Genomic DNA, 16,030 nt, shown 5'->3' with positions numbered 1-16,030 from the left:
GGGTTCGTTCCATGAAGGTTCTCAGGCTGTCGACCCAGCTTCACAAATGGGTCGCCCTCGTGGTGGGGCTGCAGGTTCTGTTCTGGGTCGGCGGCGGTCTGGTCATGACCGTCATTCCGATCGAGACGGTGCGTAGCGAACATCGCGCGGCCGAACTCAAGCCGGCTCTGCTTGAGGTTGGAGCTCTTCCGACCCTCGCCGTCGTGGCCCGTCGCGCGGGCGTGGCCCCTGTCGAGGCGGAGCTGCGCACGACGCCGCGCGGACCCGCCTGGACTTTGAAACCGGCGGACGGAGAGCCCGTCGTCGTGTCCGCCGTCACGGGCCTTCCGTTCGGGCCGATGTCCGCTGGCGAGGCCTCGGCGTTCGCCCGGACGGGCTACAAGGGCGAGGCGAAGGTGTCCGACGCCGTGCTGCTGGCCACGGCGCCTCAGGAAACCGGTCGGACAGGACCGCTCTGGAGGGTCGATTTCGCCGACCGCGAACGGACGACCTTCTATCTGTCGCCGGCCACCGGAGAGGTCGTGACGCGCCGCTCGGGCGTCTGGCGGTTCTATGACTTCTTCTGGCGGCTCCACATCATGGACTGGAAGACCGGCGAGAACTTCAACCATCCGCTGATCATCATCACGACCTTCCTCACCCTGAGCATCGTGATCACCGGGATCATCCTGCTATGGATCCGCCTAGCGCGTGATCTGAAGGCTTTCCGGGCGTCTCGGCGGACGGGCGGTTCGAGTTGATGCGGGTTGCGCCCGGGCGCGGGCGGGTGGTCAGGTCAGGCGGTGAGAGATTTCGGTCAGGCCTCGCAGGTCGGAGCCGAAGCGCGCGATCGATCCCCGGTGCCGGTCCAACTCCCCATAGGGCAGATATCGGACGTCCAGGTCCGAGATCCGGCTGAAAGCCGGCCGCTGGAGCTGGGCCCGGACATCGCCTTCCCGGCTGTCCGGCGCCACCAGAAAGAGACCGGCGGACGTGTGGAGTTCACCCGAGAGCGCCAGATCCAGCATGCGCACCACGCCGGAATAGATGGTGGTGGAGTGCTCGACTTCGAAGGCCGCCGCTACGCGATCCGGCGAGGCATCGAGCCAGAGGACGTCGATCAGACGGATCGACTCGGCGCCAGCGCCGTTCGCCAGCGCCGTCGGAAGTTGATCGAGACAGCCCTCGCCGAGACGCGCGCCGTCATGGAGCCGGCTCCGGTCGTTGGCGGCGATCCAGACCCGATAGCCGAGCGCGCGTCCCAGATCACGAAGCCAGGCCTGGATTTCCGTGTGCGTGCGATCCGTCTCGCGTTGCTGCGCCGTCGCCTTCTCGAACTTCAGGGCTTCCGCGCGGGCCTGGGCGAGCCGTTCTTCCCACCCCTGGCGCGAGAGCGCGTCACCGGCGGGGGGCGGCGCCGGATACCGCCCGGAGCCGACATCGAACAGGAATCCCGCGAGGGCGCCCAGATCGTTCGACAGAAGGTCACGATATCGGGCGTTCAGCGCCAGGAGGCCCTCCCGCATGGCCAGATAATGTTCCCAGCTGCCGAGCTTCACCTTCGAGCCGGTGATCGCGTTGTAACCGTTGACGATGGCGGTGTTGAACGGGGGCGCATGCGTGGGGTGCAGGAAATAGATCAGGTTGGCGACGGCCGGCCCGAGGCCCTTGATCTTGAGTTGATCGATCGTGTGGATGCCGGAGAGAATCTCGTCGGCTGTGGAACAGCCGCTGCAATGATGCAGCAGGCGGCCGAAGGCGCGCTGGTTCGCCGGGTTCTCGTAGATGTCGGGGATCCTCAACTTGGGCTTCCACAGAAAGGCGTGGTCGGCGCCCTTGAAGATCTGTCGCTGCTCGGCGACGGAATGGACGATGGTCTCCAGGGACGAGCCGCGATAGGCGACACCGAAGCGGCCCGTCTCGATCTCCTCGACCACCTGGCCGATGCCCCGGCCGATCGACCGGAAATTCTTCAGCCGTTCATCCCACAGGAACCAGGTCTGGTAGGTCGCCGAGGGATCGTTACGCCATTGCGCGATGAGGTCTCGAAGTCTGTCCGGCACGCCATCCTCTCAGATCCTGAATCTTCCCTCCCAGCGTAAGCGGGTCTGCGCTGAAGCGCCACTGGAGCGGCTCTTCTGCGGTCGATCATGCTCCCGACGGACGGCGATGAAGGGCGTTCGTCATGGTCGCGACCGAAGCGGACGGCGCGCGCCGTCCGGCGCGGTCGCGTCTTGACTCGAAGGGCCTCGAAGCGCCTATCTCGGCCGCCATGTGGAATATTGTCCGCGTCCTTCTGTTCGCCCTCGCGGTGGCCGGGTTCATCGGCCAGTCGTCGGCGCACGCCACTCCGGTTCAGGTGTTCGAGGCGACGGCGGCAATGCCGGAAGCGGACTGCGCCGAGATGATGGACATGGCGGACGAAGCCGTCGACGACGCCGAAGGCCCGTGCAGCAAGATGACGCCGGATTGCATCGCCAAGATGGGCTGCGCCGCCGTCGCCTCGCCGATGCCGCCCGCGCCGGCGATCGAGCATCCGCTCGGGTCGGGGGCGAAATCGTTCGCCGAGGTCGATGTCGCGCTGGAAGGCGCGGGTCCGCTTCCACTGAAGAGTCCGCCCAAACCGCTGTCGTAGACTGCTTTCGCTGATCGGAAAGCCGCGCACCGCTTCGCGGCGTCCGCCGATCGACTGAGGTCTGCGCCTGCGTCACGCCGCGAGGTGGACGCGGCGGTTATCGAGAATTCTCATGATCATTCGCTTCGGCACGGCGGTCTCCGTCGTGCGCCGTCTCCCGGCGGTTCCCTTGCCGCGACGCTTGCGGCGGCCTTGCTGGCCGTGCCCCGTTGACCGGCCCTGGCCGCTGGCCGCACTCCTGGTGCTCGGACTCTGCGCCGCGCCGGCCCGTGCCGACCCCCAGACCTTCGACGAGACTCTGGCCCGCGCCGCCAGCGAGGCGCCGCGCCTGAGAGCCAGCGCTCTGGGCGTCGACGCGGCTCGGGCCGCCGCGCCCGCTGCCGGGCGCCTGCCGGACCCCCGGCTCTCCGTCGGTCTCGACGGATATCCGGTGAACGGGCCGTTCGCGGGGCAATTCGATGAAGACTTCACCATGCTCAGGATCGGCGTCGAGCAGGAAGTGCCCAGCCGCGCGCGTCGTCGCGCCGAGCGAGACATCGCCGAGGCGGCGATCGGCGTCGCCGGCGCTGAGGAGTCCGTCGCGCGACGAGAGGTCCGGGTCGCCGCGGGCCTCGCGTGGATCGACCTGTTCTATGCCGAGCTCCGCTTTGCAGCGCTGGACGAGCTGCTGGCGACGTTGCAACCCCTCTGGGACGCCGCCCCGGCCGGAGTCGCGTCCGGCGCCTATCGGCCCGCCAACGCTCTCGGTCCCGTTCAGCTCAAGGCGGATCTTGACGATCGCCGCAGCAGTCTCGCCGCCGACATCGAGAAGGCGCGAGCCGAACTGGCCCGGTGGACGGGCGACGCCGATCCCGAGACGGTCGGACCGCCGCCGCAGGACGATCTCGACCTGGTCGCCTTACAGAGCGGCATCGCCCAGCTGCCGACCGTGCGGGCCTATGGAGCCGCCGCGCGCCGCGCCGAAGCCGAGGTCGATCTGGCCCGCGCCGGACGCCGGCCGGACTGGTCGTTCCAAGCCAGCTACGCCCGCCGCGATGAGCGGTTCGGCGATCTGTTCTCCGTCGGAGCGAGCGTGCGGCTGCCGATCTTTCCCGGTCGGAGGCAGGATCCGGTCATCGCCGCGCGCGCCGCTGATGCGCTGCGGGTCTCCGCCGAGCGTGAGGACGCTGAGCGCGTGTTGACCGCGTCGCTGCGAAGCGCCCTGGCGGAATACGTGACCGCTCACGATCAATGGATCCGGTCGCGCGACGTCGTTCTGCCCAGTGTCCTTCAGCGTTCCGATCTCGAAACCGCGAGCTATGCGGCGGGCCGGGCGGGCATCGTTGAAGTTCTCGAAGCCTTCACCGCCGTGGCCAACGCCCGGCTCGACGCGCTCGATCGCGAGGCCGCCGTGAAGCGTCAGGTGGTCGAGATCACTCTCACCTATGGGAACGACGACCGATGAACGCCCTTCGCAACAAACGCCTGGGCGTCGCCATGGGCGCGCTTCTTTTGGTCGGGGTCGGCGTCGGGGCAGGCATCGTCGTCGCTCCACGCCTGGATGGGGCCGGCGGCGAGACCGCCGAGGGGGCAGGGGAGCGCGAGATCCTCTACTGGTACGATCCCATGGTTCCGAACGAACGATATCCGGGGCCTGGAAAATCGTCGATGAACATGGACACCATCCCCAAGTATGCCGATGAGGGGGGAAGTAGCGCCACCCCCGGCGTCCGGATCGATCCGGCGCTGGCCCAGAATCTGGGGGTCCGATATGCCACGGCCCGCCGTGGCGACCTGGAGGGCGATCTCAGCGCCACGGCGATCATAGGTTACAACGAACGCGACATCGCTGTGGTCCAGTCGCGCGCGGACGGCTTCGTCCAGCGCGTCTACAACCGCGCGCCGGGCGACGTGGTCGCCGCGGGCGCCCCTCTGGTCGATCTGCTCATTCCGTCCTGGGGCGGAGCCCAGACCGAATATCTCGCCGTGCGACGCACCGGCAATACGCCCCTGATCCAGGCGGCGCGGCAGCGACTGGTGCTGTTGGGCATGTCCGAGGGCGTAATCGCTTCTGTGGAACGCAGCGGGCGGGCGCGGAACACGATCACGATCTCGACGCCCACTGGCGGCGTGATCAAGACGCTGAGCGTGCGCGCCGGCATGAGCGTCGCCCAGGGCATGACCCTGGCCGAGATCAACGGCCTGTCGACCGTCTGGGTCAACGCCGCCATCCCGGAGGCGCTCGCGAACCAGCTGAGAGCCGGGCAGTCCGTCGAGGTCGCCCTGGCCGCGTTCCCGGGCGAGCGGTTCACGGGTCGCCTGACCGCCCTGTTGCCGGAGCTCGTCGGCGACAGTCGCACGATCACCGCGCGGATCGAAATGGCCAATCGGGGAGGGCGTCTCAGGCCGGGCATGTTCGGCCGGATCACCTTCGGCGGCGGTTCGACTTCGGCTCTGCTCGTGCCGACCGAGGCGGTGATCCGGACCGGAGAACGTGACATCGTCATGCTCGCCCTGCCGGAGGGCCGCTATCAACCGGCCGAGGTCCGCATCGGACGGGAAGCCGGCGGACAGACCGAGATCCTCGCCGGTCTCAGGGAAGGCGAACGAATCGTCGCGTCGGGGCAGTTCCTGATCGATTCCGAAGCCAGCTTGTCAGGCGTCACGGCGCGGCCGATCGGCCAAACTTCCGGACCCGCACGCGCCCCGGCGTCGCCGACGGCCGGCCGGCCCGCCGCCGCCCAGACGGGCGCATCCATGGCCGCGCCCGCGCCGCGCGAGAGGTCGGGGCAATGATCGCCGCGATCATACGCGCCTCGGTCAAGGGACGTTTTCTCGTCCTTATGGCCGCCGTCGCCCTGCTCGCCGCCGGCCTGTTTGCGGTTCGCAGCACGCCGGTCGACGCCCTGCCGGACCTGTCGGACGTACAGGTCATCATCCGCACCAGCTATCCGGGGCAGGCCCCCCAGATCGTCGAGAACCAGGTCACCTATCCTCTGGCGACCACCATGCTGTCGGTGCCCGGCGCGCGAACGGTTCGGGGCTACTCCTTCTTCGGCGACAGCTTCGTCTATGTGCTGTTCGAGGATGGGACGGACCTCTACTGGGCCCGTTCCCGGGTCCTCGAATATCTGAGCCAGGTGCAGGCGCGACTTCCCGCGACCGCCCAACCGGCACTTGGTCCGGACGCCACCGGCGTAGGCTGGGTTTATGAGTACGCCCTGGTCGATCGGACCGGCCGCCACGATCTGGCGCAGTTGCGCAGCCTGCAGGACTGGTTTCTCCGCTACGAGCTGAAGACCGTGCCGGGCGTGGCGGAGGTCGCCAGCCTGGGCGGCATGGTGCGGCAGTATCAGGTGGTGCTCGACCCCGTCCGGCTCGCCGCGTACGGCGTGACCCATCAGGCCGCGGTGGAGGCCATCCAGCGCGCCAACGGCGAGACGGGCGGCTCGGTGCTCCAGCTCGCCGAGGCCGAATACATGGTGCGCGCCAACGGCTATCTGACCGAGCTCGACGACTTCCGGGCCGTGCCGCTCCGCACGGCGGCTGGAGGCGTGCCGATCAGCCTCGGGGACGTCGCGACCATCCAGATCGGCCCGGAGATGCGGCGCGGCATAGCGGAGCTGAATGGCGAAGGCGAGGTCGCCGGCGGCGTCGTCATCCTGCGATCCGGCGCAAACGCCCGCGCCACGATCGCGGCTGTCGCCGAGAAACTCCAGACGCTCAAAGCCGGATTGCCGCCGGGGGTCGAAGTGGTGACGACCTACGATCGCTCGCAGCTCATCGACCGGGCGATCGACAATCTGAGCGGCAAGTTGATCGAGGAGTTCATTGTCGTCGCCCTGGTCTGCGGCCTGTTCCTCTGGCACGCCCGGTCGGCGTTGGTCGCCATCCTGACCCTGCCGCTGGGCGTGCTGGCGGCCTTCCTGATCATGAATCTTCAGGACGTGAACGCCAACATCATGTCGCTGGGCGGCATCGCCATCGCCATCGGGGCCATGGTCGACGCGGCAGTGGTCATGATCGAGAATGCCCACAAACACATCGAGCGATGGGAGCACGATCACCCCGACAAGAAGCTGGCGGGCGAGGAACGGTGGAAGGTCATCACCGAGGCGGCCGTGGAGGTCGGACCGGCGCTGTTCCTTAGTCTGCTGATCATCACCCTGTCGTTCATTCCGGTGTTCAGCCTCCAGGCCCAGGAGGGTCGGCTGTTCGCGCCGCTGGCCTTTACCAAGAGCTACGCCATGGCGGCCGCGGCGATCCTGTCGATCACCCTCGTGCCGGTTCTGATGGGCTATCTGATCCGGGGACGGATACCGGCCGAGCAGAGCAACCCGATCAACCGCTGGCTGACCCACATCTATCGGGGGCCGCTCGACTGGGTGCTGCGTCACCCAAGGAAAACTCTCTTGGTCGCCTTGCTGGTCTTCGCCACTACGGCCTGGCCTCTCAGCCGGCTCGGCGGCGAATTCATGCCGGCGATGGACGAGGGCGACCTGCTCTATATGCCTTCGGCCCAGCCGGGCCTCTCTGCGGCCAAGGCCGCGGAACTGCTGCAGCAGACGGACCGCATGATCCGCACGGTGCCGGAAGTGGCGACCGTGTTCGGCAAGGCCGGCCGGGCGGAAACCGCGACGGATCCGGCTCCGCTGGAAATGTTCGAGACCACCATCCAGTTCAAACCGCGCGATGAATGGCGCCCCGGCATGACGCCGGAGAAGCTGGTCGAGGAGCTCGACCGCGCGGTCCAGGTTCCGGGGTTGTCCAATGTCTGGGTTCCTCCCATCCGCAATCGCATCGACATGCTGGCGACGGGGATCAAGAGCCCCGTCGGCGTCAAGGTGTCCGGCGCCGACCTCGGTCAGATCGACCGCGTCGCGGCCGAGGTCGCCGAGGTCGCCCAATCCGTGCCGGGCGTGAGCTCGGCGCTGGCCGAGCGTCTGACGGGCGGCCGCTACGTCGATATCGACATCGACCGCGACGCGGCGGGGCGTTACGGTCTCAACATCGCCGATGTGCAGTCGATCGTCTCAGGCGCGATCGGCGGCGAAACCATCGGCCAGACCGTGGAGGGCGTGGCGCGCTATCCCATCAGCGTGCGCTATCCGCGCGAGTTGAGGGACAGCGTGGAGCAGCTGCGAGCCCTGCCGATCCTGACGCCTTCAGGCCAGCAGATCACCCTGGGCGCCGTCGCCGATCTGCGGATCGCCGACGGGCCGCCAATGCTGAAGTCCGAGAACGGCCGGCCGACCACCTGGGTCTATGTCGATGTGCGGGGACGCGACCTGGCCTCGGTCGTCGCGGATCTGCGTCGCGCCGTGGCCCGTGCCGTCACCCCCACGCCTGGCGTGAGCATCGCCTACTCGGGCCAGTTCGAATATCTCGAACGGGCGACCGCGCGGCTCAGGATCGTGGTCCCGGCCACGCTGGCGATCATCTTCGTCCTGCTCTACCTGACGTTCGGGCGCTTCGACGAAGCCCTGCTGATCATGGCCACCCTGCCGTTCACCCTGACCGGGGGAATCTGGCTGCTCTATCTGCTCGGCTTTCACCAGTCCGTCGCCACCGGCGTCGGCTTCATCGCCCTGGCCGGCCTCTCGGCCGAGTTCGGCGTGGTGATGCTGATCTATCTGAAGCAAGCTTTGAAAGATCGCGGAGCCGACCCCGATCGCGGACAGGTCCAAGAGGCCGTTCGCGAAGGCGCCCTGCTGCGGGTCCGGCCCAAGGCCATGACGGTCGCCGTTGTCCTGGCGGGCCTGTTTCCGATTCTGATCGGCCACGGCGCGGGCTCGGAAGTGATGAGCCGGATCGCCGCGCCGGTGATCGGAGGCATGATCACCGCACCTTTGCTCTCGATGCTCGTTATACCGGCGGGCTACCTTCTCCTCAGGCGCCGCAAGGCCCGTTCAACCCCCCCAAACCAAGGAGCGACCCCATGACCCGAACCCTTGTTTCACTCGCCGGCGCGGCCATGATGCTTTCGGCCTGCGGCCAACCCGCGGACCCGGCCGCCGAACCGGCCGCTGCCGCGCCCGTCGACACGGCTTCCGCGGCCGGCGCGGCGGACACGGCGACGTCCCCCGCTGCGGGCTCCAGATCCGGCAGCGGCGCAGGCGTGGTCACCGCCGTGGATACGGCGGCCGGCACCGTGACGATCAATCACGAGGCTATTCCGGCGGTCGGCTGGCCAGCCATGACGATGAGCTTTACGGCAGACCCCGCCGTGGCACAGCAAGCCGCTGTCGGGGATCGCGTCCAGTTCGACCTGACCGTTCAGGGCAACGCGGGTGAAGTCACCGCCATTCGCCCGGAATAGCCGGACCCGCCTTCACCGTTCGTGCGGGGCGTTGTCAGCGCACGCACGGTGAAGGCGGTGCTCCATCAACGGCTCGACGGAGTGATCGTGCCAACCGCCTCCCGGCACGCCTCTTCGCAGCGGCGGCAGGCCTCGGCGCAGATGCGGCAATGTTCATGCATGTCCGCGTGTTTGTCGCACTCCGCGGCGCAGGCCGCGCAGGTGTCGGCGCAAACCTCGAGCTGGCCCTTGATGACCGCCTCGTTGCTCCCCGTACGGCGCGCGCCGACCGCGCCGGCGGCCGCGCAGACGTCGGCGCAGTCGAGGTTGAGCCGAATGCATTGGACGAGATCGGCGACCATGGCTTCGCCGAGACAGGCGTCGGCGCAGATGCGGCAGGTCGCGGCGCACTCGTAGGCCGCCTCGACGGCGCGGATCAGTGCGTCGTTGGTCGAGCCTTTGACGTGAGGGTGGGCGCTGATCATGGACTGGATATGCATGGGATTCTCCGATGGCGGACTTGGTCAACCCGCCGGAACGGCCGCTGTTCCCCGGTGACCGCGTACGCCGTGAAACGTGAACGGTGTGCATCCCTGAGCGGGCAGCTGGGCCGGGATCAAGGTGTCCGGCCATGTTCCTAAGGGACTGTCTGCGGTCGGCAAGCGCCCCATCCTCCACCCGAATACGCCACGCCAGAAGCATAGCGTTCGCGCTGCTCCACGCGACGGCGATCCAGACCTGGCCGACCGCCAGCGGCAGGACGAGGATTTCGAGGGACGCGATCACATATTTTGGGTGACGAGTGAACCGGTAGGGGCCGCGTCTTGGAACTGCAGCGCGACCACGATGGTCACGGCGAGGCCGGCGCAGAATTGGCGGAGCAGTCGCGTCAATACAGGTTTCCTGACCTTCGACCCATACTGGGTGACCCGGACTCGCGCAACGACTCGATCGTCGCACGGGTTTGAAGGCCGTCAGGCTTCCTTGAGCCGACGGGTCACGCCAGCCGCTGCGACCGCCTCCGGAGCGGGTTGTAGATCCAGCCTGTTCGTCAGATCGTTCGGTTGTGGTATCCCGTGTCAGCGAGGTATATCGGCTCGCTTCTCTCGCAAACCAAGCTTTCGGCATTGTCAATACATCTCGAAAGATGTCGTGATCACGCGCTTTTTACATCAGACTATTTCTTCATTGTTTTCAACATTCCTCGATCTATTCGGACTGCGACACGGCGCTGTTGACGCCCATTGGCATAAAGCCCATATGGATCAAATCATTACCAGCGTTCGTGTAATCGAGTGGGAGTGAGGGACGACGGGCATGCAGGGGCGGCCTCTGGTGAGGGGATTTCGTTGATGACGGAGGAACTTTAGCGGACGGGTTCGGTCGGTGCGATCCGTAGCCTTACGGTGGTAGATCTACGGGGGCGGGATGGTGTTGGCTACGGTCTCCCGGAGGTCCGCTCCTGACTCATAGCGGCGGTTGGGAACGTCTGCTGCTGGGCCGTCCACCCCGTAGCGGCGCGTAGATCGAATAGACATTTACACGGCAAAGTCGCCTTATTTCACCATGAACTTTGCTGAATACGAGAAGGCGGGCAGGCACTCCTACGAGCGGCTCGCGTCCACGGTCGCGGCGATCCTGGGCGTAATCCTTGCTGGCATGCCTACGGTCCGGGTCCAGCAAATCCAACACCGCGCGAAAGGACCGGCGTCGCTCAAAAAGAAAATCGAAATGGCGGGCGGGACGTTGGACGATGACGTCGAGTCTCATGCCAAAGACGTCGCCGGCTGCCGGCTCATTCTCTACACCAATGATGACGTGGCCCGCCTGGTCCGGTCCGACGTCATGTTCGATAACTTCGACATCGATTGGGATAGGACGAAGTTTCACTATCCGCTTGATGAGCATTCGAGCGCGGGCGGGTTCATTTCTTACAACTACGTCGTCAAGCTGAAGGAGCAGCGGACCTCGCTTCCCGAATACGCCGACTTGGCTGACCTGTGGTGCGAGATTCAGGTGCAGACCACGATCGACCACGCTTGGTCAGAAATGCACCACGACACAGTCTACAAGCCCCCGGCCAAAGGGTTCGGCGGCGCGGTCCTAAAAGAGGTCGAAACGCGCATGGCCAGGATCATGCAGGATTATCTCGTTCCTGCAGGCTTCGACTTCCAGAAAGTCTCCAACGATGTCCGACGGCTCGAAGACGCACGAACCTTTTTCGAGACGCGCCCCCTCGAACGGGTCGAAGCGGACATCGACAATAACGAACGACACGACATTCTGAAACGTTACCGTGAGACGGTACTTCCGTACGTGGACGACCTCACCGGCCAAGCCGAAACAATTCGGAACGCGCTCAGGGCATCCCTCGAAAAGGCAGCCTCGACCGAGACCGTGCCAATATACTATGGCACCTACGAACATGCCGGAAAGACGTTCGAAGACGTTTTAGAAGCGACGCTCGACATCGTCGACCGTCTGAGGTTCGCCGATGAGCAGGGCGTTCGGGCGACCTGGGACCTTATCGGTCAAGCCTTCGACCTTGCCTCCACAGAAGCGGCCCGTGCGAGAGCCGGAGGCTCCGCAAAGTCCTTAGGCAAGCACAATCTGCATGTCTGGAAACAGGTCGGCCCCCTGGTCCAATGCCAACTGGCGGAACTAGCTCTTGCCGACGTGGGAAGCCCGGGACGACGGCCTCTGGTGATTGCTGCCGCCCAAGCCATCCTGGATCCGGAAGTCGAAGGCACGACGAGCGGCTCGAATACCATCACCATCCACCAAGGCGCGGTGCTGCCGAGCGGCGAGCTGGCCCATGCTCGTGGACAATCGATTGCCGCCCTTGAAGCAATATTGAAGGAGCCTTTGCCGCCTGACGCAAAGGAGGCCTTCAACGCTCTTATGTCAGCGACAAGCTTCCCTTATCACGGGACCGTCGACGGTGCCCTCGTAGAGCTCATCGCTACTGACACTTTGCGTGTGGTGGAGATTGCTTCTCGGCTTGCGCCCTTGGCCCCACCGTTCTGGCGAGCCAGCATCGAGCGCCGGATGTTGGCTCTCTACCGGCAAGCGGGTGGCCTTCGTCCAGAGCACCAACAGGTCACCGTACTGGTGGCGCTACGCGATCAACTGAAAGCGCGACTAGAAGCGTTCAGGGACGCGGTGAATGCTGACCAAAACTACGTCACGCACAAGACGCTCCTCGGCTTCGAACCCGTTTCGCGAGGTGAATGGGATCGGACGGAGTGGGACCTGGAGGCCATGCACGAGGAGCGAACGGCCGCGTTGGAAGCGTTGGTGCAATGGGCGACCGACGAGAATTTCGACGCATTACTCTCGATCATTTTAGACGCCGCCTCAGTCCAGTTGAATGATGGTGCCACCTTCATTTCATTCGATGAGTTTCTGAGGCGTTTCGCCGAAGCGCGTCCGCCCTTGGGGTTCCAACTCCTCACTGAGCACCACGTCGAGCTTGCGCCATTTCTCGTCCCGCTGCTGGCTGGATTGGCCCTAGGTCCAGAGGCGGCTGCGACCTTGGCGCTTTGCACGCAATGGATTGCTGAAGGCCGCCATCTCACCACCATCCTTCGGTTCAGCGCCTTCAAGATGCCGCCGGACCTTTTCCTTTTCGACGCAACCGCATCGGCTGTGTTGTCCCGCGAGGACCCGAACGAGATTCTTGCGCTGGTGGAGTACGCTTCTCGCCTTGTCGACACCCACCCGCAGGCGATCACCACTGCGCTTCTGCCGAGCGTTCGCGCACTTGCGGCCCTGCGCATTCACCGCTGGATCGATCGGCTGTGGTTCGTTTGGAAAGAGGAATACGTCGCTCAGTTCTCCGAGACTCAGATTGACGAGTTGCTCCATCTCGCCGAGGAAATCCCGACCGTTGGCACCCATGCAGAATGGTGGCTCGGCGCCATCGCGACAGTCTGGCCGGAGAAGATTGTCCGTTGGTTCGAAACCCGGATCGTGAGGCAGCGGCAGCACGACTGGGGCGAGCGCTTCGAAGCAGTGCCTTTCCGGCTCTCTCGTCTCAAACCGCCTCTCCAGACCCAAGGCACTGCCGTCCTCAAGATGATCCGAAGGGCGTTCGACGCTGCGGACATGTCGTTCCAATACACGGGCGGCAAGCTTTTGGCAGAAGTCCTGCCCGACCTCGGGGCCGTCCAGGCAGAGCTCAAGGCGTTGGCTTCGGGCAACGATGATGATCGGCTCTTTCTCACGAGGATCATGGCAGCCTACGATGGTTCACCCGCAATTGACGGCGTGTGCCGGGACTTAGTGGCAGCAACCGAGCCCGGATCCAAAACATGGACGGCGGTGGAACTTGCGATCGACGCCACGGGCGTGGTTTCGGGTGAGTTTGGCATGGCCGATGCCAGCCAAGCGCGAAAGACGGCAATGGAGGCGTGGCTTAAAGATGAGCGCGAGCCCGTCCAGCAATTCGCCCAACGTCATATCCTTAGCCTCGATCGCCAGATCGCGAGCGAGCGGCGGCGGACCATCGAGGAGGTTGCTCTACGAAAGCGCGAGTACGGTGAGGCCTAATCGACCTCAGGGACTTTCCACTACTATTCTTGCCCACTCGGCGACAAGCGTGGCTTCCGGACAGGCGTGAACGAACGTCGGCGAAAGCGTAATAGACTTCCGGTTTTCGGCGCGAAGCGGATGTCCGTTGTTGGCGCATAGCTGAGGTCCCGGCCTGCGAACTCCCTTCAGACCTTACGAAATCCGAGATCGAGTTCAGGCTGGCGGATGGTCATCAGGCGTTCTGGGCTGAGCGGGATGTCTTCCATGTCGTGGCCCGCCGGAGCGAGCGGCCGAGGCTTTGCTGTTCCATCCAGACTCCTATGAACCCCGCCGAAGGCGCACCTGACCTTTGGTCGCTCGCCGTAAGGATGCCTGACCTGGACCGGGCGATGCTGGATGTCTGGCTTCTACCGGCCGCTACAGGCGCTCCGGATGAATGGCGGGGTCCCGAGGCCCCTCCGCCGCCTGCTGAGCTGGAGCTCGAAGAGGGAGAGCTGGTCCAGCACGTGATGCAATCATCGGCTTTGAGGCAGCGTCGGGGTCTCTTCATCTACCGTCCGCGAAGCGACGGCCCCATGCCGGTCATCGCCCTGGCAGACGGGGAAAGCGTTCCGTCCTTCGCTTCGGTTCTGAAGCCCCGCATTGAATCCGGAGAGGTTCCACCGACGATGATCGTCAGCCTCTGGAGCGGGCCCCTGCTCGAGGAGGGGGAGGCGTCAGACCCAAACCGACGCCATAAGGAATATCTCGCGGGCTGGGACGACGAGGTCTATCTCGCACACGAGCGCTTTCTGCTGAGCGAGGTGATGCCGCTCGCAGAGCGTCTGGGCGCCTCGAGGGTGCCGTCGGAAAGAATCCTCGCAGGCTTCTCCGACGGTGCGGCATGGGCTTTGAATACCGCGATGGTCAATCCCGACGTATTTCGGGGTGTGATCGCCATGTCGTTCGGTAGCCGGCCCGATCGTCGGGCGCGAGGATCGGGATATGGCTCGATCTATCTCACGGCTGGCGTGTATGAACCGGATTTTCACCAGAGCACTGTAGACGCCGCCGAAGCCTTGGAAGGGTCAGCTGACGCGGTGCGCCTCGACGTGGGAATCGCAGGACACAGCCAGATGTTGTGGAGAGAACGCTTCCCTCACGCCGTCAGGTGGCACTTGACTGGTCGGTCCGACCCTGTGCCGTAGGTCTGCTTTACCCCGAGTTTCCAGGGTCCGCTGCTGGCGCAGGCCTGACGGAACAGCAGTACAATCGGCCGAGGCAGGGAGGCCATCCGTGGGAGGTTGGCCATGCGCCAGTCTGACCTTTTCATCATCCCTCGTCGGCCTTGGAACGCGGGCCGTCTCATCGGTCCCAAGGCTCCGCTGAAACCCAAGCACATCTGGGCGATCCGACAGCAACTCAAGGTCGCCAAGCGCGTACGCGACCTTGCGATGTTTAACTGTGCACTGGATGCAAAGCTCAGAGCCTGTGATCTGGTGAAGCTCCGCGTCAGTGACGTCGCGCCTGGCGGCTCACTTAGGCTTCGATCCACCGTCATCCAGCAGAAGACCGGACGACCGGTTCCCTTCGAGATCACAGAGCCAGCCCGCCACGCGATTGGAGCCTGGTTGGAACTCCGAGGACAGCGTGACGACGACTGGCTGTTTCCGAGCCGAAACCATGCCGGCTGCCATATCGGCACGCGACAGTACGCGAGACTGGTCGATCAATGGATCCGTTTGATAGATCTGGAGCCCGCGGCTTACGGCACCCATAGCCTCAGGCGCACGAAGGTCTCACTCGTCTACAAGAAGACCGGCAACCTGCGCGCATGCCAGCTGCTTCTCGGTCACCGCAAGCTGGAGAGCACCGTACGCTACCTTGGCATCGAAGTTGACGACGCCTTGGAGCTCTCTGAGCAGATCGATCTCTGACATCGACCGGGTCCGCTCAGCGGACCCGGCGTTCGTCCGCTAAGGGTGGAAAGCGGACTGGCGTTCTCAAGTCGCTGGCATGAGGAAGGCAGCAACCGCTGAACGGAGTTGCTCGCGCATTACGACGGCGCGTTCGTGACTGAGGTCAAACTTACTGTTCAGATCGCGGGTGATGGCCATACCGGCGAGAAAGCCCATAAGCAGGCGCGCACGGACATCTGCGTCCTCGCCCCCGATCCATGCTTCAAGGTCGCGAAAGCCTTGGTGACCCAACGCTTCATCGATGAGGCGTTTGGCCTTATCTGATCCAGCGGAGCGCATCAGAACGAGCAAGTCGCGCAGCACCCTTCCGCCATTTGGAGCCGCCAGAACATCATCCGTCACGCGCTCAGCGAAGCTCTCACGATCTCCCCAGCGACGCTGCCAGTTCACGCTCCCAGATTTGATCACTTCGACGAAAAGCTCGTCCTTTCCACCGAAGTATCGGCTGATCAGCGAAGAATCGACGCCCGCGCGCGCTCCAATAGAGCGGACTCCGACTGCCTCGAAACCCTCCTCAGCGAAGAGGTCCAGCGCAGCCCGAAGGATCGCGTGTCGGGTAGCTTCGGCATCCCGCGTTGGAGTGGTGGTGGTCATAAGCCATCTATAGCGGAACTGATCTAACTATGTCCGCAACGGGTCGAGAGCGGA

At 64.9% G+C, this 16,030-nt stretch carries 12 protein-coding genes and 1 pseudogene; 9 read left to right on the top strand and 4 right to left on the bottom strand.

What is annotated here, in order from left to right:
- Window positions 1-11: 11 nt before the first annotated feature.
- A complete protein-coding gene (locus DT343_RS07355) occupies window positions 12-740 on the top strand; it encodes a PepSY domain-containing protein (RefSeq protein ID WP_066551051.1) in 729 nt (242 codons plus the stop codon).
- 30 nt (window positions 741-770) lie between these two features.
- Here the strand turns inward: DT343_RS07355 and DT343_RS07350 are convergent, their stop codons facing one another.
- Window positions 771-2,042 (bottom strand): type II restriction endonuclease, encoded by a 1,272-nt coding sequence (locus DT343_RS07350; RefSeq protein WP_112862304.1) that lies wholly within the window; start codon window positions 2,040-2,042, stop codon window positions 771-773.
- 122 nt (window positions 2,043-2,164) lie between these two features.
- Between DT343_RS07350 and DT343_RS07345 the strand changes: the two genes are divergently transcribed.
- From DT343_RS07345 to DT343_RS07325, 5 genes are all read left to right on the top strand, one after another.
- Window positions 2,165-2,614, top strand: coding sequence for a hypothetical protein (locus DT343_RS07345; protein WP_224761380.1), 450 nt, complete (start codon window positions 2,165-2,167; stop codon window positions 2,612-2,614).
- 112 nt (window positions 2,615-2,726) lie between these two features.
- Complete coding sequence (locus tag DT343_RS07340) at window positions 2,727-4,058, top strand: TolC family protein (protein WP_082854039.1); 1,332 nt, start codon at window positions 2,727-2,729, stop codon at window positions 4,056-4,058.
- Window positions 4,055-5,389, top strand: coding sequence for an efflux RND transporter periplasmic adaptor subunit (locus DT343_RS07335; RefSeq protein WP_082854040.1), 1,335 nt, complete (start codon window positions 4,055-4,057; stop codon window positions 5,387-5,389). Before DT343_RS07340 ends, DT343_RS07335 begins: the two co-directional genes overlap by 4 nt.
- Window positions 5,386-8,535, top strand: coding sequence for an efflux RND transporter permease subunit (locus DT343_RS07330; RefSeq protein ID WP_112862303.1), 3,150 nt, complete (start codon window positions 5,386-5,388; stop codon window positions 8,533-8,535). Before DT343_RS07335 ends, DT343_RS07330 begins: the two co-directional genes overlap by 4 nt.
- On the top strand, window positions 8,532-8,912 hold the full coding sequence (locus DT343_RS07325) for a copper-binding protein (protein ID WP_066551055.1): 381 nt from the start codon (window positions 8,532-8,534) through the stop codon (window positions 8,910-8,912). The genes DT343_RS07330 and DT343_RS07325 overlap by 4 nt, the downstream gene beginning before the upstream one ends.
- Window positions 8,913-8,977: 65 nt before the next feature.
- On the opposite strand, the gene DT343_RS07320 is transcribed toward DT343_RS07325, so the two are convergent.
- Both DT343_RS07320 and DT343_RS18015 read right to left on the bottom strand, forming a co-directional pair.
- Entirely contained in the window at window positions 8,978-9,391 is a 414-nt protein-coding gene (locus DT343_RS07320; RefSeq protein WP_066551057.1) for a ferredoxin, read from the bottom strand.
- 169 nt (window positions 9,392-9,560) lie between these two features.
- A pseudogene (locus tag DT343_RS18015) lies at window positions 9,561-10,019 on the bottom strand (isoprenylcysteine carboxylmethyltransferase family protein); the annotation flags it as partial.
- 438 nt (window positions 10,020-10,457) lie between these two features.
- On the opposite strand from DT343_RS18015, the gene DT343_RS07310 reads away from it, so the two are divergent.
- The 3 genes from DT343_RS07310 (at window position 10,458) to DT343_RS07300 (ending at window position 15,340) form a co-directional block, all read left to right on the top strand.
- Window positions 10,458-13,442, top strand: coding sequence for a RelA/SpoT domain-containing protein (locus DT343_RS07310; RefSeq protein WP_112862302.1), 2,985 nt, complete (start codon window positions 10,458-10,460; stop codon window positions 13,440-13,442).
- A gap of 302 nt (window positions 13,443-13,744) precedes the next feature.
- Window positions 13,745-14,611 (top strand): alpha/beta hydrolase, encoded by an 867-nt coding sequence (locus tag DT343_RS07305; RefSeq protein WP_112862301.1) that lies wholly within the window; start codon window positions 13,745-13,747, stop codon window positions 14,609-14,611.
- Between the two features lie 102 nt (window positions 14,612-14,713).
- The gene (locus DT343_RS07300) at window positions 14,714-15,340 is read left to right on the top strand and encodes a tyrosine-type recombinase/integrase (RefSeq protein WP_066551064.1); all 627 of its coding nucleotides are present in this window, start codon (window positions 14,714-14,716) and stop codon (window positions 15,338-15,340) included.
- A gap of 66 nt (window positions 15,341-15,406) precedes the next feature.
- Here DT343_RS07300 and DT343_RS07295 read toward each other — a convergent pair whose 3' ends face one another.
- Window positions 15,407-15,976 (bottom strand): TetR/AcrR family transcriptional regulator, encoded by a 570-nt coding sequence (locus DT343_RS07295; protein WP_066551067.1) that lies wholly within the window; start codon window positions 15,974-15,976, stop codon window positions 15,407-15,409.
- Window positions 15,977-16,030: the final 54 nt, after the last annotated feature.

The sequence above is a fragment of the Brevundimonas vesicularis genome, from assembly GCF_900445985.1.
GTDB classification, from domain to species: domain Bacteria; phylum Pseudomonadota; class Alphaproteobacteria; order Caulobacterales; family Caulobacteraceae; genus Brevundimonas; species Brevundimonas vesicularis_D.
Note: the sequence above shows the minus strand (reverse complement) of the source record. Positions and strands in the feature narration are given on the sequence as shown.

Coding starts and splice junctions, on each gene's coding strand:
- DT343_RS07310 (WP_112862302.1), top strand. CDS start 10,458: ATGAACTTTGCTGAATACGAGAAGGCGGGCAGGCACTCCTACGAGCGG.
- DT343_RS07340 (WP_082854039.1), top strand. CDS start 2,727: ATGATCATTCGCTTCGGCACGGCGGTCTCCGTCGTGCGCCGTCTCCCG.
- DT343_RS07295 (WP_066551067.1), bottom strand. CDS start 15,976: ATGACCACCACCACTCCAACGCGGGATGCCGAAGCTACCCGACACGCG.
- DT343_RS07335 (WP_082854040.1), top strand. CDS start 4,055: ATGAACGCCCTTCGCAACAAACGCCTGGGCGTCGCCATGGGCGCGCTT.
- DT343_RS07355 (WP_066551051.1), top strand. CDS start 12: ATGAAGGTTCTCAGGCTGTCGACCCAGCTTCACAAATGGGTCGCCCTC.
- DT343_RS07330 (WP_112862303.1), top strand. CDS start 5,386: ATGATCGCCGCGATCATACGCGCCTCGGTCAAGGGACGTTTTCTCGTC.
- DT343_RS07320 (WP_066551057.1), bottom strand. CDS start 9,391: ATGCATATCCAGTCCATGATCAGCGCCCACCCTCACGTCAAAGGCTCG.
- DT343_RS07300 (WP_066551064.1), top strand. CDS start 14,714: ATGCGCCAGTCTGACCTTTTCATCATCCCTCGTCGGCCTTGGAACGCG.
- DT343_RS07305 (WP_112862301.1), top strand. CDS start 13,745: ATGAACCCCGCCGAAGGCGCACCTGACCTTTGGTCGCTCGCCGTAAGG.
- DT343_RS07345 (WP_224761380.1), top strand. CDS start 2,165: ATGGTCGCGACCGAAGCGGACGGCGCGCGCCGTCCGGCGCGGTCGCGT.
- DT343_RS07325 (WP_066551055.1), top strand. CDS start 8,532: ATGACCCGAACCCTTGTTTCACTCGCCGGCGCGGCCATGATGCTTTCG.